Consider the following 26,126-nt stretch of genomic DNA (forward strand, 5'->3'; position numbering starts at 1 on the left):
TGATGTCGCTGACCCACGACGAGCTGCTCCGCTGGCTGGCCGGCCGCCCCGAGGTGGCCCGCGGCCTGCTGCTGCAGCTCGCGTCCCGCCTCCGCAAGGTCTCCGACGTGGTCGCCGACCTGGTCTTCTCCGACGTGCCGGGCCGCGTGGCCAAGGCGCTGCTCGACCTGGCCAGCCGCTTCGGCCGGACCGCCGACGACGGCGTCCACGTCCACCACGACCTGACTCAGGAAGAGCTCGCCCAGCTGGTCGGCGCGTCCCGCGAGACCGTCAACAAGGCGCTGGCCGACTTCGCCTCCCGCGGTTGGGTCCGCCTGGAGCCGCGTTCCGTAGTACTGCTGGACGTCGACCGCCTCCAGCGCCGCGCCCGCTGATCTCGGTCCCGGCCGGCGCCCGCTCGGGTCCCGGCCGGGTCTTTGCCTGCTGGCGTGATCAGAACTCGCGGTACTGCAGGTACTTCCCGTTCAGGGTGATGACCACCCGGTCGCCCTTGGGATCCGCGACCCGCTGGAAGTCCATCTCGAAGTCGATCGCGCTCATGATCCCGTCGCCGAACTCCTCGCGGATCAGCTCGTGGATCGCACTTCCGTACACCTGCACCATCTCCTCCAGCCGGTAGACGGCCGGCTCGGTGGTATCGACCACGTGAGCCCCGCGCACCGGCGGCAACTGCAGGGCCTCGACGATCTCCTGATCCAGTCCGAGCAGCTTCCCGACCTGCTCCGCCAGCTCCCGATCCACCGGATGCTGCCCCAGCAACGCCGCGGTCACCCAGACCTTCCCCCGCCCGACCTCCGCCGCGATCTCAGCCCAGCTGATCCCCTTCCCCCGCTTGGCCCGCACCACCCCACGTCCAGCCTCAATCCGCCCAAGCTCACCCATCACGCACCACGCCTTCCTCGTAGTCCCACTTCCCACCATTCCCCAGCCATGGTTACCCGCTGACCTGGTGGGTTGGCCACCGATCTTGCGGGTTGAACCGGACCCCCGGGAAAATCGGGTGGCAACCCACAACTTGAAGGGGTAACCCACCCGCGAATGCGCGGAAGCGCGCGTCAGGCGGAGAGGCCGAGGTGGGCTAGTTGGGCTTGGACTGAGCGTTGGGCGGCGGGCCAGAGGATGGGGTCTACGTCGGCGTAGACGTGTTGGACGACGGCCTCGGGGGTTGTGTGGCCGGCGGCTACGGCTTCGCGGACCTGGTCGAGGCGTTCGCGGCGGTGCTGGAGGTAGAAGGACAGGACGGCGGTCGGGTCGTCGATGACGGGACCGTGGCCGGGAAGGAGTCGTTCGACGCCGGCGGCGGATTCGGCGAAGGCCTGCAGGCGTTCGAGGGACTCCAGATAGGGGCCCAGGGCGCCGTCGGGCCAGGCGACCACCGACGTACCGCGGCCGAGCACGGTGTCGCCGGTCAGCAGAGAGCCGTCCTCCGGGAGCCAGAAGCAGACCGAGTCGAGCGTGTGACCCGGCGTCGGGAGCACCTCGATCCGCAGGTCGTCCGCGGTGATCACGTCGCCTTCGGACAGGCCGTGCGCGTGGTCGGTCGGGATCCGGAACGCCGGGTTCACCGAGCGGACCTGGCAGTTCGCCTGCGCGGCGAACCAGGCGGCGCCTTCCGAGTGGTCGAGATGTCCGTGGGTCAGCAACACCGTCGAGACAGTGCACCCGTATGACGCGACTGCGTCGAGCACCGCCCGCAGGTGGTCTTCCAGCATCGGCCCGGGGTCGACCACGACGGCCGTCGCCGCGTCCGGAGCGCGGAGGATCCACGTGTTCGTGCCCTCCAGGGTCATCGGCCCGGGGTTCGCGGCGAGCACGCGGGATGCGTACGGGGTGACAACCTCGACTGTCATGTGGTCTCCAGATACGCCAGGTCGTTCTCCACCCGCACAGTCGGGAGGATCGGCCGGATCTCGCGCTCGGTGGATGCCGCCAGCACGTCGGCGACCGCGTCGTACGGGATGAGGTCGCGGCAGCACAGGTACGTCGGCGGCAGCATCAGCATGTCGCCTGCCACAACCGCCTGTACTGCGCTGGCGGGGTGCAGCCAAGCCACCTGGTCGGACTCGCTCGTCACGTCGCGCGTCACCTGACCGGCGGGGAGCGCGGCGACGAAGAAGGCAGTGTCATAGCGACGGGGCTCGAACTCCGGCGTGATCCAGTGAGCCCACGCGCCGAGCAGGTCCGCCCGCAGGACGAGGCCCCGGCGGTGCAGGAAATCGGCGAATCCCAGGGTGCGGGCCTCGAGCGCGACCCGATCCGCCTCCCAGTCGTCACCGGTGGTGTCCGCGACCACGGAACCGTCCGACGGGCCCGCGAGCAGAACTCCGGACTCCTCGAAAGTCTCCCGTACGGCGGCCGCGACGTAGGCCGCCGCCGCGTCCGCGGAGCAGCCGAGGCGGTCACCGAACTCCGAGGGCGGCGGACCGGACCACGAATCGGCGATCGAGGAGTCCGTAGGGTCGACCCGGCCGCCCGGGAAGACGGTCATCCCGGCGGCGAACGCCATCGACTGCCGGCGCCGGAGCAGGTAGACCTCCGGGCCCGTGGCGGTGTCGCGCAGCAGGATGACGGTCGAGGCCGGACGTGGTTCTGCCGCGGCCCGGCCCTCCCGAACGTATGACAGCGCCTCAGCAGCCATCCGGCCGGACAGGGGCTGCGACCTAAGGTCCCGGACCACTGCGATCAGGCGACCTCGACGATGAGTTCGACCTCGACCGGCGCATCCAGCGGCAGGACCGGGACACCGACGGCGCTGCGGGCGTGCTGGCCGGCTTCGCCGAAGACCTGGCCGAGGAGCTCGGAGGCACCGTTCGCCACCTGCGGCTGCCCGGTGAAGTCGGGAGTGGAGGCGACGAACGCGACCACCTTGACGATCCGGGTGATGTTCGCCAGGTCCCCGATCTCGGACTTGATCGCGGCGAGGGCGTTCAGCGCGCATTGCTGCGCGCATTCCAACGCCACTGTGGCGTCGACGGAGTCGCCGTTCTTGCCGGTGGCGATCAGCGCACCCTCACGCAGCGGCAGCTGGCCGGACGTGTAGACCAGGTTGCCGGTCCGGACCACGGGCACGTAGGCGGCGACCGGCTTGGCGACCTCGGGCAGCTTGAGGCCGAGCTCGGCCAGCTTCTCCTCGGGGTGGCTCATGACTCGGTGATCTCCCGCTTCAGGTAGGCGACCAGCGTTTCCGGGTTCGGCCCCTGGATGACCTGGACCAGTTCCCAGCCGTCCTGACCGAAGTTGTCGAGGATCTCCTTGGTCGAGTGGACCAGCAGAGGCGCGGTGAAGTACTCGAACTTCTTCATGGCTGGACTCTAACGGGCGGCTGCCCCGAGCCGCTGTGGGCCAGGTCCTAGGCTGGTCGGTATGGCGAGGCTGCATGTGGTGACCGGCAAAGGGGGAACCGGCAAGACGACGGTGGCCGCTGCGATGGCGCTCGCGCTGGCCGACCAGGGCAAGCGGATCCTGCTGGTCGAGGTCGAAGGCCGCCAGGGCCTGGCGCAGCTCTTCGACGTACCGCCGCTGCCGTACGTCGAACGCCGGATCGCGGTGGGACCAGGCGGCGGCGAGGTGTTCGCGCTGGCGGTGGACGCCGAGGCGGCGCTGCTCGAATACCTGGACATGTACTACCACCTCGGCCGGGCCGGGAAGGCGCTCGACAAGGTGGGCGCGGTCGACTTCGTCACCACGATCGCCCCAGGCCTTCGCGACGTACTGCTGACTGGCAAGGTCTATGAGGCGACCCGGCGCAAGGCGCACGGCCGCCTCGCGTACGACGCCGTCGTCCTCGACGCGCCTCCCACGGGCCGGATCGGGCGGTTCCTCAACGTGAACCACGAGGTGGCCGGCCTGGCCAAGGTCGGGCCGATCCGCAACCAGGCCGACGCGATCATGGGCATGCTGCGCTCCGACGTCACTCAGGTGCACCTGGTCACGCTGCTCGAGGAGATGCCGGTCCAGGAGACCATCGACGCGGTGCGACAACTGGAGGCGCTCGACCTGCGGATCGGCTCGATCGTGGTGAACATGGTCCGGCACAGTCCGCTCGACGACGACTCGCTCGCCCTTGCGGTGAAGGAGAAGCTCCCGGCCGCCGAGCTGACCCGCGGCCTGAAGGCCGCCGGGATCACCGCCACGAAGGAGCTGGTGGCCGCGCTGTCCGCGGAGGCGCACGACCACGCGGTACGGGTGGCGCTGGAGCGGGACAACCGTGACCGGATCGATGCCCTGGGCAAGAAGGTCGTCCAGCTGCCGTTGCTGCCGGACGGCATCGACCACGGAGCCTTGTTCGACCTGGCCGAGGAGCTGCGCCCGTGAGCACGCTGGACCTGGACGCCCTGATCGAGGATCCCGCCACCCGCATCGTCGTGACGTGCGGATCCGGCGGGGTGGGCAAGACGACCACCGCCGCCGCGCTGGCGCTGCGAGCCGCCGAGCGCGGGCGGAAGGTCGTAGTACTGACGATCGATCCGGCCCGTCGGCTGGCGCAGTCGCTCGGGTTGACGGAGCTGGACAACACGCCGCGGGCCGTGAAGGAGGTGGACGACTCCAGGGGCGGCCGGCTGGACGCGATGATGCTGGACATGAAGCGGACCTTCGACGAGGTGGTGCTCGCGCACGCCACGCCGGACAAGGCCGAGCAGATCCTGAAGAATCCCTTCTACCTGGCGCTTTCGTCGTCCTTCGCGGGGACGCAGGAATACATGGCGATGGAGAAGCTCGGGCAGTTGCACCAGCAGGCCGAGCGGACCGGCGAGTGGGACCTGATCGTGGTGGACACCCCGCCGTCGAGGTCCGCGCTGGACTTCCTGGACGCGCCCGAGCGGCTGGCGTCGTTGCTGGAGGGGCGGTTCCTGCGGTTGCTGCTGGCTCCGGCGCGGGGCCCACTGCGGTTGATGTCGGCCGGGGTGAATCTGGCGATGTCGGTGATGAACAAGATTCTCGGCGCGCAGGTGCTGACGGATGTGCAGACCTTCGCGGCCGCTTTCGACACGTTGTTCGGTGGGTTCCGGGAGCGGGCCGAGCAGACAGTGGCGCTGCTGCGCGAGCCCGACACCGCCTTCCTGGTGGTGGCTGCACCGCAGAACGACGCGCTGCGAGAGGCGTCGTACTTCACCGAGCGGTTGCGTGAGGAGCAGATGCCGCTGGCGGGGGTCGTCCTCAATCGGGTGACCACGACGCGGGCGCCGGAACTGTCGGCCGAGCGGTCGCTCGCAGCGGCGGAGAAGCTGGAGGAGAGCGACAAGTCGCCGCTGACGGCGGCGGTGCTCCGGCTGCACGCCGACAAGATGCGGCAGGTGGTCAGCGAGCGCAAACGACTCGACCGCTTCCGCCGGGCCCACCGCTCGATCCCGACCATCGACGTGCCCGCCCTCCCCGACGACATCCACGACCTCACCGGCCTGCGGACCATCGGCGCGCTCCTCACCGGGTCCCCTGCCGAGCACGAGGCGGCGGGCTGATGCCGTCCGCTTAGCGGACGCGATCCGGCAGCTTTCACCCTCAGCGAACGTCCGGAAAGCCTGGGAATGAGCGGCCCGGGGCCATGGTTGAGCCTGTCAGACTCAATCTTCAGATAGAGGGTGTGTGACAGCGTGACTGAGACGTTGAATCTTCCTGTTCTACCGCTCGACGACGTCGTGGTCCTGCCTGGAATGGTCGTGCCGGTTCGACTGGCCGACACCGAGGCGCGCGCGGCGATCGACGCGGCGCAGGCCTCCGGGGCGGATCAGGTGTTGCTGGTGCCGCGCTTGGACGGGAAATATGCGAAGGCCGGGACGCTCGGCGAGATCGAGCAGATCGGCAGGCTGCCGGGCGGAGCCCAGGCGGCGGTCATCCGGGGTGTCGGCCGGGTCCTGATCGGCGCGGGGACCACTGGTCCCGGGGCCGCTCTGTGGGTCGGTGCGACGGTGCTGGATGAGACGACCGACGACAGATCGGGCGAGCTCGCCCGTGAATACAAATCTTTGGTGACCACCGTTCTGCAGCGTCGCGGAGCCTGGCAGGTCATCGACTCCGTGAAGCAGGTCAACGAGCCGGCAGAGCTGTCGGACCTGGCCGGCTACGCGTCCTACTTGAACAACGAGCAGAAGAGCTGGCTGCTGGAGACGTCTGACGTCTCCGAGCGGCTGACGAAGCTGATCGGCTGGGTGAAGGACCACTTGGCCGAGCTCGAGGTCTCAGAGTCCATCCAGAAGGACGTCCAGGAGGGCATGGAGAAGCAGCAGCGTGAGTTCCTGCTTCGCCAACAGCTCGCCGCCGTCCGCAAGGAACTGGCCGAGCTGGACGGGACCACCGCCTCCGAGGAGGAGGACTACCGCGCCCGCGTCGAGGCCGCCGACCTGCCCGAGCACGTCCGCAAGGCCGCGCTCGCCGAGGTCGACAAGCTGGAGCGTACGGCGGAGCAGTCCCCCGAGGTCGGCTGGATCCGTACCTGGCTGGACACCGTGCTCGAGCTGCCGTGGAACGAGCGGACCGAGGACGGCTACGACATCCGTGAGGCCCGGGCCATCCTGGACGCGGACCACGCTGGGCTGGACGACGTGAAGGAACGCATCACCGAGTACCTGGCCGTACGCCGCCGCAGGGCCGATCGTGGCCTCGGGGTGGTCGGCGGTCGCCGCAGTGGCGCAGTACTGGCCCTGGTCGGTCCTCCTGGCGTGGGTAAGACCTCGCTGGGCGAGTCCGTGGCGCGTGCGATGGGCCGGAAGTTCGTCCGGGTCGCCCTGGGTGGCGTCCGGGACGAGGCCGAGATCCGTGGTCACCGCCGGACGTACGTCGGGGCGCTGCCCGGGCGGATCGTGCGAGCCATCACCGAAGCCGGTTCGATGAACCCGGTGGTGCTGCTGGACGAGATCGACAAGGTGGGCGCGGACTACCGGGGTGACCCGACGGCCGCCCTGCTCGAGGTCCTCGACCCGGCGCAGAACCACACCTTCCGGGACCACTACCTGGAGGTCGAGCTGGACCTGTCCGACGTGGTCTTCCTGGCCACGGCGAACGTGCTCGACTCGATCCCGGCGCCACTGCTGGACCGGATGGAACTGGTGCAGCTGGACGGCTACACCGAGGACGAGAAGGTCATCATCGCCCGCGACCACCTGCTCCCGCGTCAGCTGGACCGGGCCGGGCTGGGGGCCGAGGAGGTCACCATCGAGGACTCGGCGCTGCGGCTGCTGGCCGGCGAGTACACCCGTGAAGCGGGCGTCCGTCAGCTCGAGCGGTCCATCGCCCGGGTACTGCGGAAGGTGACTGCCAAGATGGCTCTCGGCGACGACCTGGGCGACTCGCTCACGATCGGCGCAGCGGACCTGAAGGGCTACCTCGGCTCGCCGAAGTTCACGCCGGAGTCCGGCGAACGTACTGCGCTGCCGGGTGTGGCGACTGGTCTGGCTGTCACCGGCGCCGGTGGTGACGTCCTCTTCGTTGAGGCGTCGCTGGCGGACAAGGAGACGGGCCACACCGGAGTCACGCTGACGGGTCAGCTCGGCGACGTGATGAAGGAGTCCGCACAGATCGCGCTGTCCTACCTGCGGTCGCACGGAGCGGAGCTGGGGCTGCCGGTCGGTGATCTGGCCGAGCGGAACGCCCACATCCACGTTCCTGCCGGTGCTGTGCCGAAGGACGGGCCCTCCGCGGGTGTCACGATGACGACCGCGCTGGCCTCGCTGCTTTCGGGACGGCCGGTCCGTTCGGAGGTCGCGATGACCGGTGAGGTGTCCCTGACCGGACGGGTCCTGCCGATCGGTGGCGTGAAGCAGAAACTGCTCGCCGCCCACCGGGCCGGACTGACCACCATCCTGATCCCGAAGCGGAACGAGCCGGATCTGGAGGACGTGCCGGAGTCGGTGCTGGCGGAACTGACGGTTCACCCCGTCAGCGACGTCCGGCAGGTGCTCGAACTGGCGCTGGAACCAGCCCAGGTCGACGCCCGGCAGTACGCCGCCTGATCCCTTTGAGTACCAGCTGAAAACGGCCGGACCACCCTCGCTGTGGTCCGGCCGTTTTCGTCGTACAGACGCCTGAAACCGCTCTCAGGTTGACGTGACATAGAACACATTCGCGAATTCGGCGTGGCATTCTCATCGCGTAGGCTCTTGCCATGCGCGTAAGGGAGAAGGGCGACCGAGGCGTCGTCCAGTCGGTAGTTCTGTTCCTGGGGGTGAGCGTGCTCTCGGGCGCGTTGGCGGCAGGTCTGGCGATCCCGTTCGCGGGTCTGGCCGGCTATGGCACCGAGAAGACCAACCAGACCCTGCAGGACCTTCCACAGGAGCTGAAGACCGCCCCGCTGGCGGTGAAGAGCAAGATCCTGGCCGCCGACGGCTCGCTGATCGCGAACCTGTACGAGCAGAACCGGGTGCCGGTGACGCTGGCCCAGATCAACCCGATCATGCGCAAGGCGATCGTCGCGATCGAGGACGACCGGTTCTACGAGCACGGCGCCCTGGACGCGAAGGGCACGTTGCGCGCGATGCTGCGCAACCAGAGCCAGGGCTCGGTGCAGCAGGGTGGTTCGAGCATCACCCAGCAGTACGTGAAGCTCAGCCTGATCGAGAAGGCGCGCACGCCCGAAGAGGTGAAGGCCGCGACGGCCGAGACCTACCAGCGCAAGATCGCCGAGCTGCGTTACGCGGTCGCGGTCGAGAAGGAGTTCACCAAGGACCAGATCCTGGAGAAGTACCTGAACCTGGCGAACTTCGGTGACGGCGCGTACGGCGTCGAGGCGGCGGCCCGGCACTACTTCTCCACCACCGCGGCCAAGCTCACCCTGCCCCAGGCCGCCATGCTCGCAGGCCTGGTGAAGAACCCGAGCGGCTACGACCCGACGAACGACATGAAGCGCGCGAAGGATCGCCGCGACACCGTGCTCGGCCGGATGCAGGAGCTCAACGTCATCACCGCCAAGCAGGCGAACGACGCTGTGAAGACACCGGTGCTCGACCCGAAGAAGATCCAGCAGGTCCCGAACGGATGCGCCAACTCGAACTACCCGTTCTACTGCGAGTACGTCGTGTCGAAGCTGCTGGACAACCCGGCTTTCGGCAAGACCGCCAAAGACCGCGAGCACTACATCAAGACCGCGGGCATCACCGTGAAGACCTCGCTGGACACGAAGACGCAGGCTGCCGCGCAGGCCTCGATCAACCAGAAGACCAAGCCGACCGACAGCTCGGTCGCCGCGATCACCATCGTGCAGCCGGGCACTGGGCTGGTAAAGGCGATGGCGCAGAGCAAGCCGTACGGCAACAACAAGAACGAGACGGCCTACAACTACAACGTCGAGAAGTCGTACGCCGGTGGTTACGGCGGGTTTCAGAACGGATCGACGATGAAGGCGTTCACAATCGCGGCCGCGATCCAGAAGGGCTTCCCGCTCAACCACCGGATCAACTCGCCGCACACGATCGACCTGACGAGGGTCAAGTACTCCACCTGCAGCGGCACGACGCAGTCCTACGACAGCTACACGCCAAGCAACTCGACGGCGGCGCAGGGCGATCTCACCATGATCGATGCGGCCCGCGCATCCACCAACACCTACTTCCTGCAACTGTCCAAGCAGACCGGCCTGTGCCCGATCGCTCAGATCGCCGGGAAGCTGGGGATGTACGACGCGCAGTCCGCGGTCAAGGCACCGCTGGACCAGGTCGTCTCGATGACACTCGGCGTGGGGTACGTGACCCCGTTGATGCTGTCGAACGCCTACGCCACGTTCGCCGCCCGGGGGAAGTACTGCACGCCGCAGTTGATCACCTCGGTGACCAGCAACTCCGGCAAGCCGATCACCACTCCCGGCATCAGCTGCAACCAGGCGATCTCGCCATCGGTCGCAGACGGCGTCAACTACGTCCTGCACCAGGTGATGGAGCCGGGCGGAACCGGTGGCAAGCTGAAGTTCGGTCCGAGCGACCTGGCCGGCAAGACCGGAACGATCACCAACAACGAGGCAGTCTGGTTCGCGGGTTATTCCTCGTCGCTCGCGGCGGCATCAGTCGTCGCCGACGCTACCGTGCCGTACGACAACCTCATCGGCCAGACCCTTGACGGCAAGAAGATGTCCGACGCCTCCGGCTCGGGCACCGCGGGGCCGATCTGGCAGACCGCGATGAAGGGTGCCTTGAAGGGCCTGCCTACGACCCACTTCGCCGCCCCCAATGACCAGACAGTTCGTGGCAATGTGAAGGACCTGCCGAGCGTGGCCGGCTTGAGCCCGCAGGACGCCACCAACACGCTGCAGCAGGCAGGCTTCCAGGTGACGATCGCCCCCGGCCAGGTGGACTCACAGGAAAGCGCGGGGACGGTGGCCTACACGAGCCCCCGTCGGTCCGACGGCGCACCCGACGGCTCCCTCGTCACCCTGTACATCTCCAACGGCAATGGCGGTCAGCAAACCAACAACCCGCCGAGTAACCCGGCGACCAACAAGCCGCCGAACCTTCCGAACTGCCCGCCTTGGAACCCGAAGTACCCGAACTGCGGCGGCGGCGGCCGCTAGCAACGCGTTGAGGGGCGTCTCCCGAGCTGGGAGACGCCCCTCACGCTTTCGTAGGACTGTCAGCCGGCCAGCTGGCGCTTTACTTCGGCTGAGACAGCGCCGCCGTCGGCCTTGCCCTTGACCTTGGGCTGGAGGGCGCCCATCACCTTGCCGATGCCGCGGGGGCCGAGCTCGGCGGCACCGGTGGCCTCGATGGTGTCGGTGACCAGGGCGGCGATCTCCTCGGCGGTCAGCTGCTCGGGCAGGTACTCGGCCAGGATGTCCGCCTCGGCCTGTTCCTTGTCGGCCAGCTCGTCGCGCCCGGCGTCGCGGTACGCGGTGACCGACTCGCGCCGCTTCTTCGCCTCGGCGGTGAGCACCTCCATGATCTCCGGGTCGGACAGCTCGCGGGCCTCCTTGCCGGCCACCTCAGCCTTCGTCACGGCCGTGAGCGCCATCCGCAGCGTGGACTTGCGGATCTCGTCGCGCGCCTTCAGGGCGGCGGTCATGTCGTCGTGCAGGCGCTGCTTCATCTCGGAGTTGGACATGACCACGATTGTGGCAGGCTGGTGAAATGAGCTTCCGGCGCCTTGCCATCACGACTTTGAAGACCACAGCCGTCGTCGCGGGTGTCGGCGCCGCCTGCGTCGCCTACGCGGCGGGCATCGAGGTGCGCTGGTACACGCTGCGCCGGTTCACCGTGCCGGTGCTGCCGCCCGGCGCCGAACCGCTGAAGGTGCTGCACGTCTCCGACCTGCACATGATGCCGACCCAGGAGCGGAAGATCCGCTGGGTCAACCAGCTCGCCGAGCTCGAGCCCGACCTGGTCGTCAACACCGGCGACAACATCTCGAACCCGAACTCCGTGCTCCCGCTGCTGCGCGCCTACGGCGACCTGCTCGACCTGCCCGGCGTGTTCGTCTTCGGCTCCAACGACTACTGGAAGCCGCGCTTCAAGAACCCGGTGAACTACCTGCTCCCGCCGCAGCAGCAGCGCCACCAGCCGCACCACCCGGACCTGCCGTTCGAGGAGCTGCGATCAGCCTTCACCGACGCCGGCTGGACCGACCTGAACAACGCGAAGGCAACCCTCAAGGTGAACGGCCTGCACCTCGACTTCGCCGGCACCGACGACCCGCACATCAAGCGCGACCGGTACGACGAGGTCGCGGGCGAGGTGGATCCGGCCGCCGACCTGTCGATCGGAGTCACCCACGCGCCGTACCAGCGGATCCTAAACGCCTTCGTCGACGACGGGTATCCGTTGGTCCTGGCCGGGCACACCCACGGCGGCCAGCTGGCGGTGCCCATCTACGGCGCGCTGGTGACGAACTGCGACCTGGACACGTCCCGGGTGAAGGGCCTGACGACGTGGGGCCACGAGGACCGTCAGGCGGCTCTGCACGTGTCGGCCGGGCTCGGCACCTCGCCGTACGCGCCGGTGCGCTTCGCCTGCCGCCCCGAGGCCACGCTGCTGACCTTGGTGCCCCGGGTAAACCCGATTTCGTCCCAGCCGGGCGCACATGTAAGCTAACCGCGACTTCGGGCTGTGGCGCAGCTTGGTAGCGCGCGTCGTTCGGGACGACGAGGTCGCAGGTTCAAATCCTGTCAGCCCGACAGATGAAGGCGGTGGCTCTCACGAGCCACCGCCTTCGCTTCTTTCAGACGATTGTCGGTAGCCTGCCGCAATGAGCGACGACAAGTCCGACGAGGACGAAGGGCGGTTCGACGCGCCGCCGCTGCCGCCGCTGCTGATTCTGGCCGTCGTGGGATTGTTGTGTGGGTTCGCGACGATCGCGCTGGTCTGGCTCAGCGAGCGGGGTTGCGACCGGGTGCGGGACACGCCGAACTGCGGCGCGATGGGGCTCCCGTTGCTGGTGCTGACCGTGGCGGTGACGATCGTGCTGGGCGCCTTGGCGCTCAGCCGGCTGGCGATGCCGCACCCGCGCCTGGTGGCCTTCCTCGGCGTGATGTTCATGCTGCTGATCGTGCTCGCCTTCTTGTCGAACGACCTGTTCTCCACCTGGACCCTGCTCGTCGTACCGGTCCTGACTGCCATCACCTTCCTAGTCGCACACCTCATCGCCGGACGGTTGGAGCGAGCCGATGCCTGAACTGCCCCGCTACAAGTGCCACCGCACCAGCACCCCGCCGAAGCTCGACGGCACGGTGTCCGACCCGGCCTGGGAGACCGCGCCGTGGACCGAGGAGTTCGTGGACATCCGCGGCGGCGACTCGCCGGCGCCGCGGTTCAGCACCAGGGCGAAACTGATGTACGACGACGAGTTCCTGTACGTCGGGGCGCGGCTGGAGGAACCGCACGTCTGGTCGACGATGGCGAAGAAGAACACGATGCTGTTCGAGGAGAACAACTTCGAGGTCTTCCTGGACCCGGACGGCGACGGCCAGAACTACTACGAGTTCGAGATCAACCCGCTCGGCACCATCTGGGAGCTCACCCTGCCCAAGCCGTACTCCGAGGGCGGCGTGCCGGTGGACCCGACGAACCTGCCGGGCCTGCGCACCGCAGTACACCTGGATGGGACGTTGAACGACCCGGCTGACACCGATGCCGGGTGGTCGGTGGAACTGGCGCTGCCGTGGGTGGACCTGGCGGCGTACGGGCAGACCCCGCCGGCCGCGGGCGACGAGTGGCGGATGAACCTGATGCGGATCGAGTGGGACCACCAGATCGTGGCCGGCGAATACCGCAAGGGCGAGGCCCAGGACTTCTGGGTCTGGTCCCCTCAGTACGAGGTCGACATGCACAAGCCGCAGCACTGGGGCATCCTCGAGTTCTGACCCCCGCCCGGCCAGGCCGCCGGGGCCGAGGCGACAATGATGGACATGGGGTTCCGCCACGGCTCGTACGGCGAGGACGTGCCACCACTCCTGGATCTGGTGGAGCGCGCCGAGCCCGAGTTGCGCGGCGCAGATCAGTTGCGCTGGGCAACTTTGCTGGGGGAGGAGAGCAACAATCTCCGGGCGGCGCTGGAGTGGGCCACCAACAACGACCTGCGGACCGCGTTGCTCCTGGTGGCCGGACTGTCGACGTTCTGGTGGATGCACGGGCTCCGCGCCGAGGCGGCCAGGGCGGCGCGCGGCGTACTCGACGCGCTCGGGCCTACGATCCCGCACGGGCTGGGTGAGGAGTACCTGCTCGCAGTTCTCCACGCAGCCGGATCTGCCCAGCCCGCGGAGGTCGAACGCGCTCAGAACGCCACGGGCCGACTGTTCGATCGTCCCGTCACGGTCCTGCTCTGGTCCTTCGTGCTCGGGCCGTTCCAGCCCGCGAGGCTGGTGACGGACGTCCTGGCCGCGAACGAGCGCGGCGGCGACGCCTGGGGGCGCGCCGCAGTACAGCTCTGCCGGGGCTACCCCAGCCTCGCGGAGGGTGACCCGGCCGGTTCGGAGCGGGCTCTGCAGAACGCACTCGCGCGGTTCCGGCTCATCGGTGACCGCTGGGGCAGCGCCCTGGCGCTCGACGCGCTCGCAGACCTCGCCGCGAACTCCGGCCGAACCGAACTGGCTGTTGACCTGCTTGGCCAGGCACTGGCCATCGCTGGCGAGCTCGGCACGGACGAGCGGGCCGCACTGGTGCTGTGCCGTCGGGGAGACCTTCGGCTGGGCCTGGGTGACCCTGCAGCTGCTCGTGCTGACTACACCCGGGCGCTGGAGCTGGGGCTCAAAGCTGGACTGCCGGAGACCTCAGCGGCGGCACGGATCGGCCTGGCCAGGGCTGCCCGGTACGCCGGAGACCTCTCGTCGGCGCGTGAGTACGCATTGGCTGCCCTGCCGGACTGTGACACGGACTGGGCTGGTGCGGACCTCGCGAAGGCCGAGGCGCTGGCCGAGTTGGCGAAAGCCGAGGGTGTGTCTGCGACCACATCAGGTGGCCCTCGCCGGATTTCCGGCGGCTGGTTAGAGTCGGGCTGACCCAGCCCAGACCTGCAACGGAGCAGCCCGATGGACAAGACGTACGAGTCGCCGCAGGCAGCGGTCGACGACATCGGCGACGGCGCGAGCCTCGCAGTCGGCGGCTTCGGGCTGTGCGGCAACCCGATGCAGTTGATCAGCGCGATCCACGACAAGGGCGTCAGCGGGCTCAGCGTCGTGTCGAACAACTGCGGGGTCGACGACTGGGGGCTCGGCATCCTGCTCGCGGACAAGCGGATCGCGAAGATGACCTCGTCGTACGTCGGGGAGAACAAGGAGTTCGCCCGGCAGTTCCTGTCCGGTGAGCTGGAGGTCGAGCTGACGCCGCAGGGCACGCTCGCCGAGAAGCTGCGCGCCGGTGGTTGCGGGATCGCCGCGTTCTTCACCCTGGCCGGGGTCGGCACCCAGGTCGCCGACGGCGGGCTGCCGCAGAAATACCACCCGGACGGCTCGGTGGCGAAGGCGTCGGAGCCGAAGGAGACGCGCGAGATCAACGGCACCACCTATGTGCTGGAGGACTCGATCACCACCGACTTCGGGCTTGTGCACGCGCTGAAGGGCGACACCCACGGGAACCTGGTGTTCGACCGGAGCGCGCGCAACTTCAACCCGCTGGCCGCGATGGCCGGCGGGATCACCATCGCGCAGGTCGAGGAGCTGGTCCAGCCCGGTGAGCTGGACCCCGACGAGATCCACCTGCCCGGCGTCTACGTCCAGCGAGTTGTTGCTGTCGGCAAGGATATCGAGAAGCGCATCGAGAAGCGCACGGTGTTGAAGTCTTCGCCCACCCCACCGCCCCGGTCAGGCCAACCCCGCGAGGCCTACGAGGCCGCCGGCGAGAAGCTGGAGGCCTGAGATGCCACTCACCCGTGAGCAGATGGCAGCCCGCGCCGCCGCGGAGCTGGAGGACGGCTCGTACGTGAACCTGGGCATCGGCCTGCCCACCCTGGTGCCGAACTACATCCCCGACGGCGTCACCGTCGTACTGCAGAGCGAGAACGGCATCCTGGGCGTCGGCCCCTACCCGGTCGAGGGTGACGAGGACCCGGACCTGATCAACGCCGGCAAGGAGACCGTGACGACGCTGCCGGGAGCCTCCTTCTTCGACTCGTCGCTGTCCTTCGGCATGATCCGCGGCGGTGCGATCGACGCGGCCATCCTCGGTGCGATGCAGGTGTCGGCCAAGGGTGACCTGTCGAACTGGATGATCCCGGGCAAGATGGTCAAGGGCATGGGCGGCGCGATGGACCTCGTGCACGGCGCCAAGAAGGTGATCGTGCTGATGGAGCACGTCGCCAAGGACGGCTCGCACAAGATCCTCGAGGAGTGCGACCTGCCCTATACCGGTCGCGGCGTGGTCAACCGGATCATCACCGACCTGGCCGTTCTCGACATCACCGACGACGGCCTGCAGCTGGTCGAGCTGGCCGACGGCGTCACCTTCGACGAGCTCCAGGACAAGACCGGCGCCCCGATCAAACGTTGAGACCGGCGCCTCAAAGTAGCGGCGAGGTGACCATGCGTCGATGCTCCGGCGTGGGCTGACCTACCCGGGACGGCCGGACGACACCCGTCCTACCCATGAGTTGTGCTTCTCGGTCAGGATGAGGGTATGGACCTGGACGTGCTCGTGATCGGTGGAGTCGGAATCGACACGATCGTGCGGGTGCCGTCGTTACCTTTGCCGCCCGGAGAGACCATCCATGTCGATCCGGTCGAGTCGTACGTCGGGCACACCGGGCACGGGGTCGCCCTCGGCTGTCAGCGGCTCGGGCTGGACACCGCGCTGGTCGATGTGATCGGCGACGATGCCGAGGGGGAACGGATCCGGCGGACCTACGCCGACCTGGGGTTGCCGCTCGCCTACGGCGTCCACCCGACCGGCACCCGGCGATCCGTCAACCTGGTGTCGCCGGACGGCAACCGCCTCTCGCTGTACGACGGCCGGCATCCCACGGGAATGCAGGTCCACCCGGATCTGTGGCGACCGGGGATCCGGCTGACCCGGCACGTCCACTTGTCGATCATGGACTTCGCCCGGCAAGCACTTCCTGATCTGGCTGCGGCGGACTGCACGATGTCGACCGACCTGCACGACTGGGACGGCAAGGACGAGTTCCACCGGGACTTCGCCCGCGCGGCCGACCTGGTGTTCGTGTCGACCAGCGAACTGCGCGAGGACGCGGTGGAGTGGATCTTCGCGAACGGCCGGGCCCAGGCCGTGATCACCATGGCCGGCGCTGAAGGCAGCCACCTCCACGTGGCCGGCGAGACACCCGTCCACATCCCGGCTGTAGAGCTCGCGGATCGTCCTGTCGTCGACACCAACGGCGCGGGCGACGCCTATGTGGCGGCCTTCCTGACCACCTGGCTGGACGGCAGGTCCTACCGCGAGGCCGCTGTAGCCGGTTCCATCGCGGGCGCCTGGGCCTGCGGCTCGCCCGGGACCCACACGGACCTGATCACCGCAGAGCAGCTGATGACTCTGCAGCTCGCCGGCGTGTCCGACGTGGCGCCACGCCCCGCTACCGCCGTCCGACCGAGCACTGAAGAGCCTCGCGAGCCCGAGCCTGCTGAGCCCTCGCCTCCTGATTCTGAGGACCACCGGCCCGGCCATGGTCAGCACAACCGCGGCCGGGCCGATTCCGGCAAGCGCAGGTCTCGCCGGCGGCGCGGCTGAGCTCCTCCCGGGTGTTGCTGCCGGTGGAACCCACGCAGTGCGCGGCCCCCATGGACAGCCTCACCATCCACGGAAACTCGCCTTGCGCCACGCGGGTTCCACCGACGACTCGGGGGCTCGGATCACCTTGGGCGGAGGTGGTCCGGGCACTCGCCGAGGGGGCGGGCACGATGACCAGGGCGGCGGTCATCGCACCCAAGAAGGCGGTCTTGAGAGCAGTGGCGCATCGGTGTCTCCTCATCGGCCTCACGATGGAGTTGCACAGTTTGTACACCCTCCAGCACAGCCGGTGATGGCACTGGAGTGCGAGGGCACCGATGCGCCGGGATCGAGACCCAACCGAAACGGGGTTCGCTGACGGGATAGTGATCTACCGCCAGAATTGGAACAGCAGCCCGGCGGCGCTCAGGTGGTCCGTCGCCGGGCTGCTGGACCTCAATTCTCGCTCACAACTGCGCGGAAATGGTGGCCAGATGGTGACACGGCACAAGAATGCTGACAGGACAACAAAGATTGCTCGGCGCGGTCACCGGGATACGGACAGTTCCGACAGACTCTTGCGGATCGTTCTACCCTGGAGTGGCGGTAGCGGGCAGTGACCGCGCTCGGGAGGGAGGGGAGAATTGTGAGCTCGACCGACACGGAGCGTGCCGACCACTTGCGGGTGCTCGGCCTCGGCGACGATGAGATCAGGGTCTACCAGCACCTGCTCCGGACCGGGCCGTCCTCGATCACCGAGCTCGACGAGGCGGTCCCAGACCGGGGGTCGACCATCGACGCCACTCTCGGCGGCCTGGTGCAGGCTGGCCTGGCCCGGCGCTCCGGATCCGACCACTCGAGGTTTCTGCCGGTGCCTCCCGACGCCGGTCTGGAGGCGCTCACGCTACGCCGCGAGTCCGAGTTGAAGCAGGCCCGGATCGAGGTGCTGAACGCCTACGACGAGTTCCGCCGGACCGTGCACAACGAGTCCACCACGCACCTGATCGAGGTGGTCAGCGGGAGCGCCATCGTCGAGCGGATCAACCAGATCAAGGGCAGCGCGCAGCGCGAGATCCTGGCCATCGACTCCCCGCCGTACTACCTGGGCGCCGGCCCGAACCAGATGGAGATCGAGCAGCTCAACCGCGGTGTCTCCTACCGGGTGGTCTACTCACCCGAGTCGGTCGAGGTGCCCGGCTACCTGACCGAGAACATCCTGCCGTGCGTGGAAGCCGGCGAGCAGGCGCGGGTACTGCCCGACGTACCGGCCAAGCTGACCATCATCGACGGTTCGATCGCCTTCGTCTCGATGTCGGTGCGCGATACCGACGTGAACCGGTCCCTGCTGATCATCCGGCCGAGCAGCCTGCTGACTGCCTTGATCGGCATGTTCGAGCTGTGCTGGCGAAACGCGTTGCCCCTGCACGCGTCCGTCGGCGCCGGGGACGACCGCTTGGAGCCGATCGAGCGCCGCCTGCTGGCCCTGCTGGCCACCGGGGCTGCCGACGACACGATCGCCCGCACGCTGGGGATCAGCCGCCGCACGTTCTTCCGCTACCTCGAACGCCTGATGAACCGCACCGGCGCCAGCACCCGCTTCCAGCTGGCCCTGCACGCGGCCCGCGAGAGCTGGCTTTAGCCGCTCGTACTACGACGCGGCGGGGGTGAACTCCTTGGCAACGACCTCGGCGATCTGCGCGGTGTTGAGGGCCGCGCCCTTGCGGAGGTTGTCGCCGCAGACGAAGAGCTCCAGCGCCTGCGGGTCGTCGAGGGACTTGCGGATCCGCCCGACCCAGGTGGGATCGGTGCCCACGACGTCAGCCGGCGTGGGGAATTCCGCCTCGGCCGGGTTGTCGAACACGAGCACGCCGGGAGCGTCCCGCAGTACTTCGCGGGCTTCGTCCACATCGACCTCGCGGCCGAAGCGGGCGTGCACCGACAGGGAGTGGGTGGTGATCACGGGCACCCGGACGCAGGTCGCGGAGACCTTGAGATTCGGGAGGTTCAGGATCTTTCGGGACTCGTTGCGGACCTTGAGCTCCTCCGAGGACCAGCCGTCATCCTTCAACGACCCGGCCCAGGGCACCACGTTCATCGCGAGCGGTGCCGGGAACGGCCCCAGGGCGTTGCCGATCACCCGGCGGACGTCGCCCGGCGTCGTACCGAGCTCGCGATTGCCGGCGACCTTCATCAGCTGGTCGTACAGCGCGTCGATGCCTTCCTGACCAGCGCCAGAGGCCGCCTGGTACGACGCGACCACGAGCTGCTCGAGCTCGTACCGGTGGTGCAGCGCGCCCATCGCCACGATCATCGAAAGCGTTGTGCAGTTGGGGTTCGAGATGATCCCCTTCGGCCGGTTGCGAGCGGCCTCGGCGTTCACCTCGGGCACCACCAGCGGCACGTCCGGGTCCATCCGGAAGGCGCCGGAGTTGTCGACCACGACCGCGCCCTTGGACGCCGCGATCGGGGCCCAGTGCGCGGACACCTCATCCGGTACGTCGAACATCACCACGTCGATACCGTCGAAGACCTCCGGGCTGATCGCGAGGACCTCGACCTCCTCGCCGCGGACCTTGAGCCGCTTGCCCGCGGAGCGCTCCGACGCGATCAGCCGTATCTCGCCCCAGACGTTCTCCCGCGTGGAGAGCAGGGTGAGCATCACCGTGCCGACGGCGCCGGTCGCACCGACCACCGCCAGCGAAGGGAGCCCCGTCCGGTCTTCGGTCTGATCCAAAGCGCTCACAGGTGTCACCGTCCAGTTCCTCCGTACACGACAGCTTGGGTGTGCTCGTCGTCCAGGTCGAATGCAGTGTGCGCCGCGGTCACGGCTGCGTCCACCAGGTTCTCGTCCACGACCACCGAGATCCGGATCTCCGAGGTCGAGATCATCTCGATGTTCACGCCGGCGTCGGCCAGGGCGGAGAAGAACTTCGCCGAGACGCCCGGGTGCGAACGCATGCCGACGCCGATCACCGACACCTTGCCGATCTGGTCGTCGTACAGCAACTGCTCGTAGCCGATCTCGTCCTTCATCCGGGCCAGTGCGGACATCGCCCGCGAGCCGTCGGAGCGCGGGAGCGTGAAGGAGATGTCGGTCCGGTTGGTGGCGACCGCCGAGACGTTCTGCACGATCATGTCGATGTTGGTCTCGGCACCGGCGACCGTCTCGAAGATGCGGGCCGCCTCACCCGGCTTGTCGGGCACGCCGACCACGGTGATCTTGGCCTCGCCACGGTCGTGGGCCACGCCGGAGATGATCGCCTGTTCCATGGTGTGAATATCCTTCGCATCGACGACCCAGGTGCCTTCCTTCTGGGAGAAGGAGGAACGCACGTGGACGGGGACGTTGTAGCGCCGCGCGTATTCCACGCAACGCAGGTGCAGAACCTTCGCGCCACAGGCGGCCATCTCGAGCATCTCCTCGTAGGAGATCCTCGGGATCTGCTTCGCGGCCGGCACGATCCGCGGGTCCGCGGTGAAGATGCCGTCCACGTCGGTGTAGATCTCGCAGTAGTCCGCCTTCAGAGCCGCGGCGAGCGCGACAGCGGTGGTGTCGGACGCGCCGCGGCCCATCGTGGTGACGTCCTTGGTGTCCTGCGCGACACCCTGGAAGCCGGCCACGATCGCGACGTGACCCTCGCCGAGCGCGCTCTCGATCCGGCTCGGCGTGATGTCGATGATGCGTGCGTTGCCGTGCGCGGAGGTGGTGATCACGCCGGCTTGTGAACCGGTGAAGGACCTTGCCTCGTAGCCCAGGTTCGCGATCGCCATCGCCAGCAGCGCGGCGGAGATCCGCTCGCCCGAGGTGAGCAGCATGTCCAGCTCGCGCGGCGGCGGCAGCGGGGAGACCTGCTGGGCCAGGTCCATCAGCTCGTCGGTGGTGTCCCCCATCGCGGAGATGACCACCACCACGTCGTTCCCGGCCTTCTTCGTCGCGACGATCCGTTGGGCCACACGCTTGATGCAATCGGCGTCAGCGACCGAAGAACCGCCGTACTTGTGCACGACGCGTCCCACAGCTGTGTCTCCTCAAAGCTTGAATCCCCAGCGGCAACACTGGTTGCGGTACGCCGTGCCGCGCTGCACAAGGCGTAGTCGTTCCGGGTCATTCTAGCTGTGAACCTCCGCTTGTCTGCGGGCCGACCATCACCTGGGCATGCCCTCCGGCCAGTTCACCTCACGCCTGGAGGAACCTTGGCAGGGCTCCGATCCGACCGCAGACCTTCCGGCGGAACAGACCACTTGCTTATATAAGCTCCGACTGAAATACTCGGACACCATGCATGCCTTCGACATCCTCGGCGACCCGGTCCGGCGGCGGATCCTGGAGTTGCTCGCGGACGGAGAGCTACCGGCGGGTGCCATCGCGAGCGCGATCGGCGAGGAGTTCGGGATCAGCCAGCCCGCGGTGTCCCAGCACCTGCGAGTCCTCCGGGACAACGGCTTCGCCACCGTAACGGTGGACGGCAACCGCCGCCTCTACGCGGTCGACAGCGGCCCGTTGCAGGAGATCGACGCCTGGCTCGACCAGTACCGCAAGTTCTGGACGAACCGCCTCGACGCCCTGGACACCGAGATCCGCCGCGGACGCCGCGGTTAGATCGCCACCGCCTCGGTGAGCGCATCCTCCTCGGCGGGGCGATGCGGCGGGATGCGGAGTAGGGAGACTGTGGCGCCGAAGGTCAACAGGGCGGCCAGGACCCAGACGTAACGAACTCCGAACGTCTCGACCACCTGGCCCGCGACCGAGGACCCGATCGCCCCGCCGACCATCCCGCCACTGGTCATCCAGCCGAACACCTCAGTGCGGACCGAGGCAGGAGTCAGCGCGCCGAGCCGCTCGTACAGAGCACCAACAGTGGGAGCCAACACGCAGCCCGACAGCAGCAGGCCGATGCCCAGCGACACCGGCGAGGCAGTGGCGAAGGCGCACAGCAGCATCCCGAGCGAGATCAGGAACGCGCGCCGCCAGACGTACGAGTCGCGCCGACCTGGCAGCGCGCCCATGACCAGTCCGCCGAGCAGGCTGCCGACGGCCCATACGGTCTCGAGGATGCCGGCGATCAGCCTGTTGCCGTGGACGTCCGCGAACGCCACGATGCCCAGCGAGATGGATGCGAACGCCGTGACACAGAGCCCGAACGCGACGATCAAGGGCAACCGGCGGTGATGCCACAGCAACTGCGGCGCAGTCAACCTCGCTCCGGATGCATCGTCATGCGGCAGGGCCGGCGGCTGACGCAGCCCGAACCACCAGATCGACACGCCCGCCAGTACAGCAGCAGTGAGTACTCCGGCCCGCGGGCTGGCGAAGCTGACCACCACTGCGCCCAGCAGCGGGCCGACAGAGAACAGCACCTCCTGCGCGGTCGCATCGAGCGCGTAGACGGTCCTGAGCTGTGGCCCCTGGACCAGCCGAGGCCAAGCTGCGCGCAGAGTCGAAGTGACAGGTGACACGACCGCTCCGGCCAGTGCGGACAACACCGGCATCAAGCGGAACAAGTCCGACGGCAGCAGGGCCAGCGCAGCCATCGCCAATCCCCAGGCCATCCCCGTAGCGATCACGACACCACGGGCACCTCGCCGGTCAGCCACCCGGGACCAGATCGGCCCGCCGACCGCCATGCCGACCGAGTAGGCCCCGGCGACCACGCCGGCCCAACCGAAGTTGCCGGCCGCATCCTTGGCCAGGAAGGACACCGGCACCAAGGCAGCCATCACCGGCAACCTCGCCAGCAGGGCCGACGCCAACAGGGCGGAAACCCCTCGGTTCTTCCAGAGCGCGCGGTATGCCGACAGGTCCATAACCCGCATTCTGTCCTGTCGCGACCCGGGAGCGCCTCGGGATTTCTCCCTATTCAGGTTTGCTGTGAGTATGCGAACATATGTTCGTGTCATCGGATCAGGCGGGGGCGAACATCCTGCATGCCGACCTGGACGCGTTCTACGCGTCGGTCGAGCAGCGGGACGACCCCAGCCTGCGCGGACGTCCGGTGATCGTCGGCGCCGGCGTCGTCCTCGCCTGCAGCTACGAGGCCAAGGCTTACGGCGTCCGTACTGCGATGAGCGGCGGCCAGGCACTGCGCCGATGCCCCCGGGCGATCGTCGTCCCACCGCGCATGTCCGCGTACTCCGAAGCCAGCAAGGCGGTCTTCCAGGTCTTCGAGACCACCACTCCGCTGGTGGAGGGGTTGTCCATCGACGAGGCGTTCCTCGACGTCGGCGGCCTCCGCCGGATCGCCGGGACGCCGGTCGAGATCGCCCGGCGCCTCCGGGCCAGGGTGATGGCCGAGGTGGGTCTGCCGATCACGGTCGGGGTGGCGCGAACGAAATTCCTGGCGAAGGTGGCCAGCGGGGTCGGCAAACCCAACGGCCTCCTCGTGGTCCCACCGGATGGCGAGCTGGAGTTCCTGCATCCGTTGGCGGTCGAGCGGCTCTGGGGAGTCGGCGAGGTGACCGCCGAGAAGCTGCGCAACCGGGGGCTGACCACAGTCGGCGATATCGCGATCCTGCCCGAGGCCGCGTTGATCGCGATGCTGGGCCGGGCTTCCGGCCGGCACCTGCACGCGCTCGCGCACAACCGGGATCCACGTCCGATCGAGGTCGGCCGCCGGCGCCGCTCGATCGGCTCACAACGCGCACTCGGACGATCCCCCAAGTCGGCGGCGACCCTGGACGCAGTACTGGCCGGACTGGTGGATCGGGTGACACGGCGGATGCGGTCTGCCGGACGGGCTGGGCGAACGGTCACGCTGCGGCTGCGGTTCGACGACTTCAGCCGGGCGACGCGGTCGCATACGTTGCCTCAGGCAACTGGTCAGACGCGGGCGATCCTGATCACCGCGCGGTCATTGCTGGCGGCTGCCCGGCCGATGATCGAGAGGCAGGGCATCACCATGGTCGGCATCTCGGTCGGCAACCTGGAGAATGAGGCGACAGTGCAGCTGGCACTCCCGTTCGACAAGGCCAGTAATGATGAACTCGACAGCGCACTGGACCACGTGCGCGACAAGTTCGGCTCTGCCGCGGTGACCCGGGGAATCCTCCTCGGCCGGGACCAGGGCCTCACCGTCCCGATGCTTCCGGACTGACTCGAGTCTCGGACTAGCGGGGGTAGCCGATCTCGGCGATGTCGTCCTTGAGGTCTTTCAGCATCAGCTCGGGATTCAGCGCGGTCACGACCTCTTCGGTCAACGGCATCAGGGCATAGACGTGCTGGACGGCGTCGAGTTCCAACTCGACCTCGTAGTAGGCCTCGGCGAACCTCAGATACGCCTCAGGCCGGCCGTCGGCAAGCAGGTCGAACAGCCAGTCGGCGCCGTCCTTCTCGGCATGCTGGACCGGCCCGCACTGCCAGGACGAGTCCTCATACAGGCGCCAGAAGCAGACCGTCACACAACGCTTGCCGTCCACGCCCAGGAAGGCCGGTTCGTCGAGCGCCGCGGCCAGGGCGTCCGGGACGCCGATGAACAGGCCCGGCCAGGAGTCCTCCACGCCCGGATTGAACGGCGACATCGGAGACTCGTGATCCAGCCCCTGGGCGATCGCGCCGTCGGGTGAGAACACGATCGAATACTCGTCGCCGCTGCCGTTCCGCATCAGCGCCGTCTCGTCGGTGGGCGACCACCGCGAGTCGAAGCTGTAGTACCGGTACTGCGGCTCTGGGCTCAGCACCGCGTCCAGCATCGCCAAGGCGCGGCTGATCCGCCGCACCTTGTCGATCTCCGGCAGCCGACGAATGACCTCGTAAACAGACACCGGTCCATTCAACCGGAATCCGCGCGGTCGTGCCGCCGGCTATCCACAGGCGACCGCCGACTGGTCAGCGGCGCTGGACGACCTCTTCGGCGACCTCGACGAGCTCGCGGTCGGTGGCCTCGGTCTCGGGGTCGTGGGCAGGCTCCAGCCGGTCGTGCGCGATCAGCGACTGGATAGCCCGCAGTACTGCGCTCGCGGCCGCGCCCCAGGTGGAGACATAGGAGAACTGCCACCACCACAACGCCTCGACGACCCGGCCCTCTTCGTAGTGCGCGAGTCCGTGCACCAGGTCCGTCGCGATCGCGGTCAGGTCGTCGGACAACCGGTTCACCGTGATCTCAGGCGGCGCGGCGTACGGGTCGAAGACCTCGGCGTACTCGTCCAGGCCCTCGAACAGGATCGCCAGCCGGTCGCGCATCGCGTCCAGGTCCGGATCCGGACCCGCGTCGCTCTCGAACCGCTCCTCGGGGACGAAGTCCTCGAACGCGCCGAGCCGGCCGCCGGCGAGCAGCAGCTGGCTCACCTCGAGCAGCAGGTACGGCAGCGAGGCGAGACCCTCGTCGACGCCGTCCTCGTCGGGTTGCGCAGCGATGTCCCGCACGGAGATCAGGAAGCTCTGCACCTGGTCGGCGATCTGTTCGGCAAACTCGAGCAGGTCCTCGGAGTCCGTCGCCAGCGCGCGCTCTGCAATATCGGTTGATTCAGTCATCGATCGATCGTCGCCCTTCAAACGCCCGTCCGAGTGTGACCTCGTCGGCGTACTCGAGGTCACCGCCTACTGGAAGTCCACTAGCCAAACGGGTGACGCGCAACCCCATAGGCCGTAGCAAGCGGCTCAGGTAGGTGGCTGTCGCCTCACCTTCGAGGTTCGGATCGGTGGCCAGGATGATCTCGGTCACCTCACCGCTGGCGAGCCGCTGCATCAGTTCCCTGATCCGCAGCTCGTCCGGTCCGATCCCCTCGATCGGCGAGATCGCGCCGCCGAGGACGTGATAGCGACCGCGGAACTCGCGGGTCCGCTCGACCGCCACGACGTCCTTGGCCTCCTCGACCACGCAGATCAGCGCGAGGTCGCGACGCGGGTCGCGGCAGATCCGGCACTGCGTCTCCTCCGAGACGTTGCCGCAGATCTCACAGAACTTGACCTTCTCCTTCACCTGTACCAGCACGTGGGCCAGCCGCCGGACGTCGGTCTCGTCGGCGGACAACAGGTGGAAGGCGATGCGTTGTGCGGACTTCGGACCGACGCCGGGGAGCCGGCCGAGCTCGTCGATGAGGTCCTGGACGGCCCCTTCGTACACG

27 protein-coding genes and 1 tRNA gene are annotated in these 26,126 nt (G+C 68.1%); 16 read left to right on the forward strand and 12 right to left on the reverse strand.

The window, feature by feature from the left end:
- On the forward strand, positions 1–374 hold a 374-nt coding region (locus tag ABD210_RS24545; RefSeq protein WP_344114438.1), incomplete at its 5' end, for a Crp/Fnr family transcriptional regulator.
- Positions 375–432: 58 nt separating this feature from the next.
- Here ABD210_RS24545 and cynS read toward each other — a convergent pair.
- The 5 genes from cynS to sp36 all read right to left on the reverse strand — a co-directional run bounded on the left by cynS (position 433) and on the right by sp36 (position 3,302).
- Positions 433–882 (reverse strand): cyanase, encoded by a 450-nt coding sequence (gene cynS / locus ABD210_RS24550; protein ID WP_344114439.1) that lies wholly within the window; start codon positions 880–882, stop codon positions 433–435.
- A gap of 173 nt (positions 883–1,055) precedes the next feature.
- Positions 1,056–1,850, reverse strand: a complete 795-nt coding sequence (locus tag ABD210_RS24555; RefSeq protein ID WP_344114440.1) for an MBL fold metallo-hydrolase — start codon at positions 1,848–1,850, stop codon at positions 1,056–1,058.
- On the reverse strand, positions 1,847–2,638 hold the full coding sequence (locus ABD210_RS24560; RefSeq protein WP_344114441.1) for an NUDIX hydrolase: 792 nt from the start codon (positions 2,636–2,638) through the stop codon (positions 1,847–1,849). The genes ABD210_RS24555 and ABD210_RS24560 overlap by 4 nt, the downstream gene beginning before the upstream one ends.
- Before the next feature lie 44 nt (positions 2,639–2,682).
- Positions 2,683–3,144, reverse strand: a complete 462-nt coding sequence (locus tag ABD210_RS24565; RefSeq protein ID WP_344114442.1) for a RidA family protein — start codon at positions 3,142–3,144, stop codon at positions 2,683–2,685.
- Complete coding sequence (gene sp36, locus ABD210_RS24570) at positions 3,141–3,302, reverse strand: Sp36 family protein (RefSeq protein ID WP_132190429.1); 162 nt, start codon at positions 3,300–3,302, stop codon at positions 3,141–3,143. Before sp36 ends, ABD210_RS24565 begins: the two co-directional genes overlap by 4 nt.
- A gap of 61 nt (positions 3,303–3,363) precedes the next feature.
- Between sp36 and bagA the strand changes: the two genes are divergently transcribed.
- The 4 genes from bagA to ABD210_RS24590 all read left to right on the forward strand — a co-directional run bounded on the left by bagA (position 3,364) and on the right by ABD210_RS24590 (position 10,492).
- Entirely contained in the window at positions 3,364–4,314 is a 951-nt protein-coding gene (gene bagA / locus ABD210_RS24575; protein ID WP_344114443.1) for an ATPase BagA, read from the forward strand.
- A complete protein-coding gene (bagB, locus tag ABD210_RS24580) occupies positions 4,311–5,459 on the forward strand; it encodes an ArsA family ATPase (RefSeq protein WP_344114444.1) in 1,149 nt (382 codons plus the stop codon). Before bagA ends, bagB begins: the two co-directional genes overlap by 4 nt.
- 132 nt (positions 5,460–5,591) lie before the next feature.
- Positions 5,592–7,946 (forward strand): endopeptidase La, encoded by a 2,355-nt coding sequence (lon, locus tag ABD210_RS24585; RefSeq protein ID WP_344114445.1) that lies wholly within the window; start codon positions 5,592–5,594, stop codon positions 7,944–7,946.
- A gap of 152 nt (positions 7,947–8,098) precedes the next feature.
- Complete coding sequence (locus ABD210_RS24590) at positions 8,099–10,492, forward strand: penicillin-binding protein (protein WP_344114446.1); 2,394 nt, start codon at positions 8,099–8,101, stop codon at positions 10,490–10,492.
- A 59-nt stretch (positions 10,493–10,551) separates the two neighbouring features.
- Here ABD210_RS24590 and ABD210_RS24595 read toward each other — a convergent pair whose 3' ends face one another.
- On the reverse strand, positions 10,552–11,019 hold the full coding sequence (locus ABD210_RS24595; protein WP_344114447.1) for a GatB/YqeY domain-containing protein: 468 nt from the start codon (positions 11,017–11,019) through the stop codon (positions 10,552–10,554).
- A gap of 26 nt (positions 11,020–11,045) precedes the next feature.
- Here ABD210_RS24595 and ABD210_RS24600 point away from each other — a divergent pair, with 26 nt between their 5' ends.
- The 9 genes from ABD210_RS24600 to ABD210_RS24640 all read left to right on the forward strand — a co-directional run bounded on the left by ABD210_RS24600 (position 11,046) and on the right by ABD210_RS24640 (position 18,705).
- Entirely contained in the window at positions 11,046–12,005 is a 960-nt protein-coding gene (locus tag ABD210_RS24600; RefSeq protein WP_344114448.1) for a metallophosphoesterase, read from the forward strand.
- 9 nt (positions 12,006–12,014) lie between these two features.
- Positions 12,015–12,088, forward strand: a tRNA-Pro gene (locus ABD210_RS24605).
- Positions 12,089–12,159: 71 nt separating this feature from the next.
- On the forward strand, positions 12,160–12,585 hold the full coding sequence (locus tag ABD210_RS24610) for a hypothetical protein (RefSeq protein WP_344114449.1): 426 nt from the start codon (positions 12,160–12,162) through the stop codon (positions 12,583–12,585).
- Complete coding sequence (locus tag ABD210_RS24615) at positions 12,578–13,273, forward strand: carbohydrate-binding family 9-like protein (RefSeq protein WP_344114450.1); 696 nt, start codon at positions 12,578–12,580, stop codon at positions 13,271–13,273. Before ABD210_RS24610 ends, ABD210_RS24615 begins: the two co-directional genes overlap by 8 nt.
- A 45-nt stretch (positions 13,274–13,318) precedes the next feature.
- The gene (locus tag ABD210_RS24620) at positions 13,319–14,407 is read left to right on the forward strand and encodes a hypothetical protein (RefSeq protein ID WP_344114451.1); all 1,089 of its coding nucleotides are present in this window, start codon (positions 13,319–13,321) and stop codon (positions 14,405–14,407) included.
- A gap of 30 nt (positions 14,408–14,437) precedes the next feature.
- Complete coding sequence (locus tag ABD210_RS24625) at positions 14,438–15,262, forward strand: CoA transferase subunit A (RefSeq protein ID WP_344114452.1); 825 nt, start codon at positions 14,438–14,440, stop codon at positions 15,260–15,262.
- Between the two features lies 1 nt (position 15,263).
- Positions 15,264–15,893 carry a CoA transferase subunit B gene (locus tag ABD210_RS24630; RefSeq protein WP_344114453.1) on the forward strand — a complete coding sequence of 210 codons (630 nt, stop codon included), beginning with the start codon at positions 15,264–15,266 and terminating at the stop codon, positions 15,891–15,893.
- 126 nt (positions 15,894–16,019) lie between these two features.
- Complete coding sequence (locus tag ABD210_RS24635) at positions 16,020–17,087, forward strand: carbohydrate kinase family protein (protein WP_344114454.1); 1,068 nt, start codon at positions 16,020–16,022, stop codon at positions 17,085–17,087.
- Positions 17,088–17,712: 625 nt separating this feature from the next.
- Entirely contained in the window at positions 17,713–18,705 is a 993-nt protein-coding gene (locus ABD210_RS24640) for a helix-turn-helix domain-containing protein (protein WP_344114455.1), read from the forward strand.
- 9 nt (positions 18,706–18,714) lie between these two features.
- Here the strand turns inward: ABD210_RS24640 and ABD210_RS24645 are convergent, their stop codons facing one another.
- Both ABD210_RS24645 and ABD210_RS24650 read right to left on the reverse strand, forming a co-directional pair.
- Positions 18,715–19,809 carry an aspartate-semialdehyde dehydrogenase gene (locus ABD210_RS24645; RefSeq protein ID WP_344114456.1) on the reverse strand — a complete coding sequence of 365 codons (1,095 nt, stop codon included), beginning with the start codon at positions 19,807–19,809 and terminating at the stop codon, positions 18,715–18,717.
- A 5-nt stretch (positions 19,810–19,814) separates the two neighbouring features.
- On the reverse strand, positions 19,815–21,083 hold the full coding sequence (locus tag ABD210_RS24650) for an aspartate kinase (protein ID WP_344114457.1): 1,269 nt from the start codon (positions 21,081–21,083) through the stop codon (positions 19,815–19,817).
- Positions 21,084–21,345: 262 nt separating this feature from the next.
- On the opposite strand from ABD210_RS24650, the gene ABD210_RS24655 reads away from it, so the two are divergent.
- The gene (locus ABD210_RS24655) at positions 21,346–21,666 is read left to right on the forward strand and encodes an ArsR/SmtB family transcription factor (protein WP_344114458.1); all 321 of its coding nucleotides are present in this window, start codon (positions 21,346–21,348) and stop codon (positions 21,664–21,666) included.
- Here the strand turns inward: ABD210_RS24655 and ABD210_RS24660 are convergent.
- A complete protein-coding gene (locus tag ABD210_RS24660) occupies positions 21,663–22,871 on the reverse strand; it encodes an MFS transporter (protein WP_344114459.1) in 1,209 nt (402 codons plus the stop codon). The two genes, ABD210_RS24655 and ABD210_RS24660, sit on opposite strands and share 4 nt — an antisense overlap.
- An 80-nt stretch (positions 22,872–22,951) precedes the next feature.
- Between ABD210_RS24660 and dinB the strand changes: the two genes are divergently transcribed.
- The gene (gene dinB, locus ABD210_RS24665) at positions 22,952–24,157 is read left to right on the forward strand and encodes a DNA polymerase IV (RefSeq protein ID WP_344114460.1); all 1,206 of its coding nucleotides are present in this window, start codon (positions 22,952–22,954) and stop codon (positions 24,155–24,157) included.
- Between the two features lie 13 nt (positions 24,158–24,170).
- Here dinB and ABD210_RS24670 read toward each other — a convergent pair whose 3' ends face one another.
- The 3 genes from ABD210_RS24670 to recR form a co-directional block, all read right to left on the reverse strand.
- Positions 24,171–24,824 (reverse strand): hypothetical protein, encoded by a 654-nt coding sequence (locus tag ABD210_RS24670; RefSeq protein ID WP_344114461.1) that lies wholly within the window; start codon positions 24,822–24,824, stop codon positions 24,171–24,173.
- 64 nt (positions 24,825–24,888) lie between these two features.
- Positions 24,889–25,533, reverse strand: a complete 645-nt coding sequence (locus tag ABD210_RS24675; protein WP_344114462.1) for a DUF5063 domain-containing protein — start codon at positions 25,531–25,533, stop codon at positions 24,889–24,891.
- Entirely contained in the window at positions 25,526–26,125 is a 600-nt protein-coding gene (gene recR, locus ABD210_RS24680) for a recombination mediator RecR (RefSeq protein WP_344114463.1), read from the reverse strand. Before recR ends, ABD210_RS24675 begins: the two co-directional genes overlap by 8 nt.
- Position 26,126: the final 1 nt, after the last annotated feature.

The organism is Kribbella alba (assembly GCF_039529635.1).
Taxonomy (GTDB): Bacteria; Actinomycetota; Actinomycetes; order Propionibacteriales; family Kribbellaceae; genus Kribbella; species Kribbella alba.

What these genes read in the sequence shown, in the direction of transcription:
- cynS (WP_344114439.1), bottom strand. Translation starts at nt 882, where the DNA reads ATGGGTGAGCTTGGGCGGATTGAGGCTGGACGTGGGGTGGTGCGGGCC.
- ABD210_RS24555 (WP_344114440.1), bottom strand. Translation starts at nt 1,850, where the DNA reads ATGACAGTCGAGGTTGTCACCCCGTACGCATCCCGCGTGCTCGCCGCG.
- ABD210_RS24560 (WP_344114441.1), bottom strand. Translation starts at nt 2,638, where the DNA reads ATGGCTGCTGAGGCGCTGTCATACGTTCGGGAGGGCCGGGCCGCGGCA.
- ABD210_RS24565 (WP_344114442.1), bottom strand. Translation starts at nt 3,144, where the DNA reads ATGAGCCACCCCGAGGAGAAGCTGGCCGAGCTCGGCCTCAAGCTGCCC.
- sp36 (WP_132190429.1), bottom strand. Translation starts at nt 3,302, where the DNA reads ATGAAGAAGTTCGAGTACTTCACCGCGCCTCTGCTGGTCCACTCGACC.
- bagA (WP_344114443.1), top strand. Translation starts at nt 3,364, where the DNA reads ATGGCGAGGCTGCATGTGGTGACCGGCAAAGGGGGAACCGGCAAGACG.
- ABD210_RS24590 (WP_344114446.1), top strand. Translation starts at nt 8,099, where the DNA reads ATGCGCGTAAGGGAGAAGGGCGACCGAGGCGTCGTCCAGTCGGTAGTT.
- ABD210_RS24595 (WP_344114447.1), bottom strand. Translation starts at nt 11,019, where the DNA reads ATGTCCAACTCCGAGATGAAGCAGCGCCTGCACGACGACATGACCGCC.
- ABD210_RS24600 (WP_344114448.1), top strand. Translation starts at nt 11,046, where the DNA reads ATGAGCTTCCGGCGCCTTGCCATCACGACTTTGAAGACCACAGCCGTC.
- ABD210_RS24610 (WP_344114449.1), top strand. Translation starts at nt 12,160, where the DNA reads ATGAGCGACGACAAGTCCGACGAGGACGAAGGGCGGTTCGACGCGCCG.
- ABD210_RS24615 (WP_344114450.1), top strand. Translation starts at nt 12,578, where the DNA reads ATGCCTGAACTGCCCCGCTACAAGTGCCACCGCACCAGCACCCCGCCG.
- ABD210_RS24620 (WP_344114451.1), top strand. Translation starts at nt 13,319, where the DNA reads ATGGGGTTCCGCCACGGCTCGTACGGCGAGGACGTGCCACCACTCCTG.
- ABD210_RS24625 (WP_344114452.1), top strand. Translation starts at nt 14,438, where the DNA reads ATGGACAAGACGTACGAGTCGCCGCAGGCAGCGGTCGACGACATCGGC.
- ABD210_RS24630 (WP_344114453.1), top strand. Translation starts at nt 15,264, where the DNA reads ATGCCACTCACCCGTGAGCAGATGGCAGCCCGCGCCGCCGCGGAGCTG.
- ABD210_RS24635 (WP_344114454.1), top strand. Translation starts at nt 16,020, where the DNA reads ATGGACCTGGACGTGCTCGTGATCGGTGGAGTCGGAATCGACACGATC.
- ABD210_RS24655 (WP_344114458.1), top strand. Translation starts at nt 21,346, where the DNA reads ATGCATGCCTTCGACATCCTCGGCGACCCGGTCCGGCGGCGGATCCTG.
- ABD210_RS24660 (WP_344114459.1), bottom strand. Translation starts at nt 22,871, where the DNA reads ATGGACCTGTCGGCATACCGCGCGCTCTGGAAGAACCGAGGGGTTTCC.
- dinB (WP_344114460.1), top strand. Translation starts at nt 22,952, where the DNA reads ATGTTCGTGTCATCGGATCAGGCGGGGGCGAACATCCTGCATGCCGAC.
- ABD210_RS24675 (WP_344114462.1), bottom strand. Translation starts at nt 25,533, where the DNA reads ATGACTGAATCAACCGATATTGCAGAGCGCGCGCTGGCGACGGACTCC.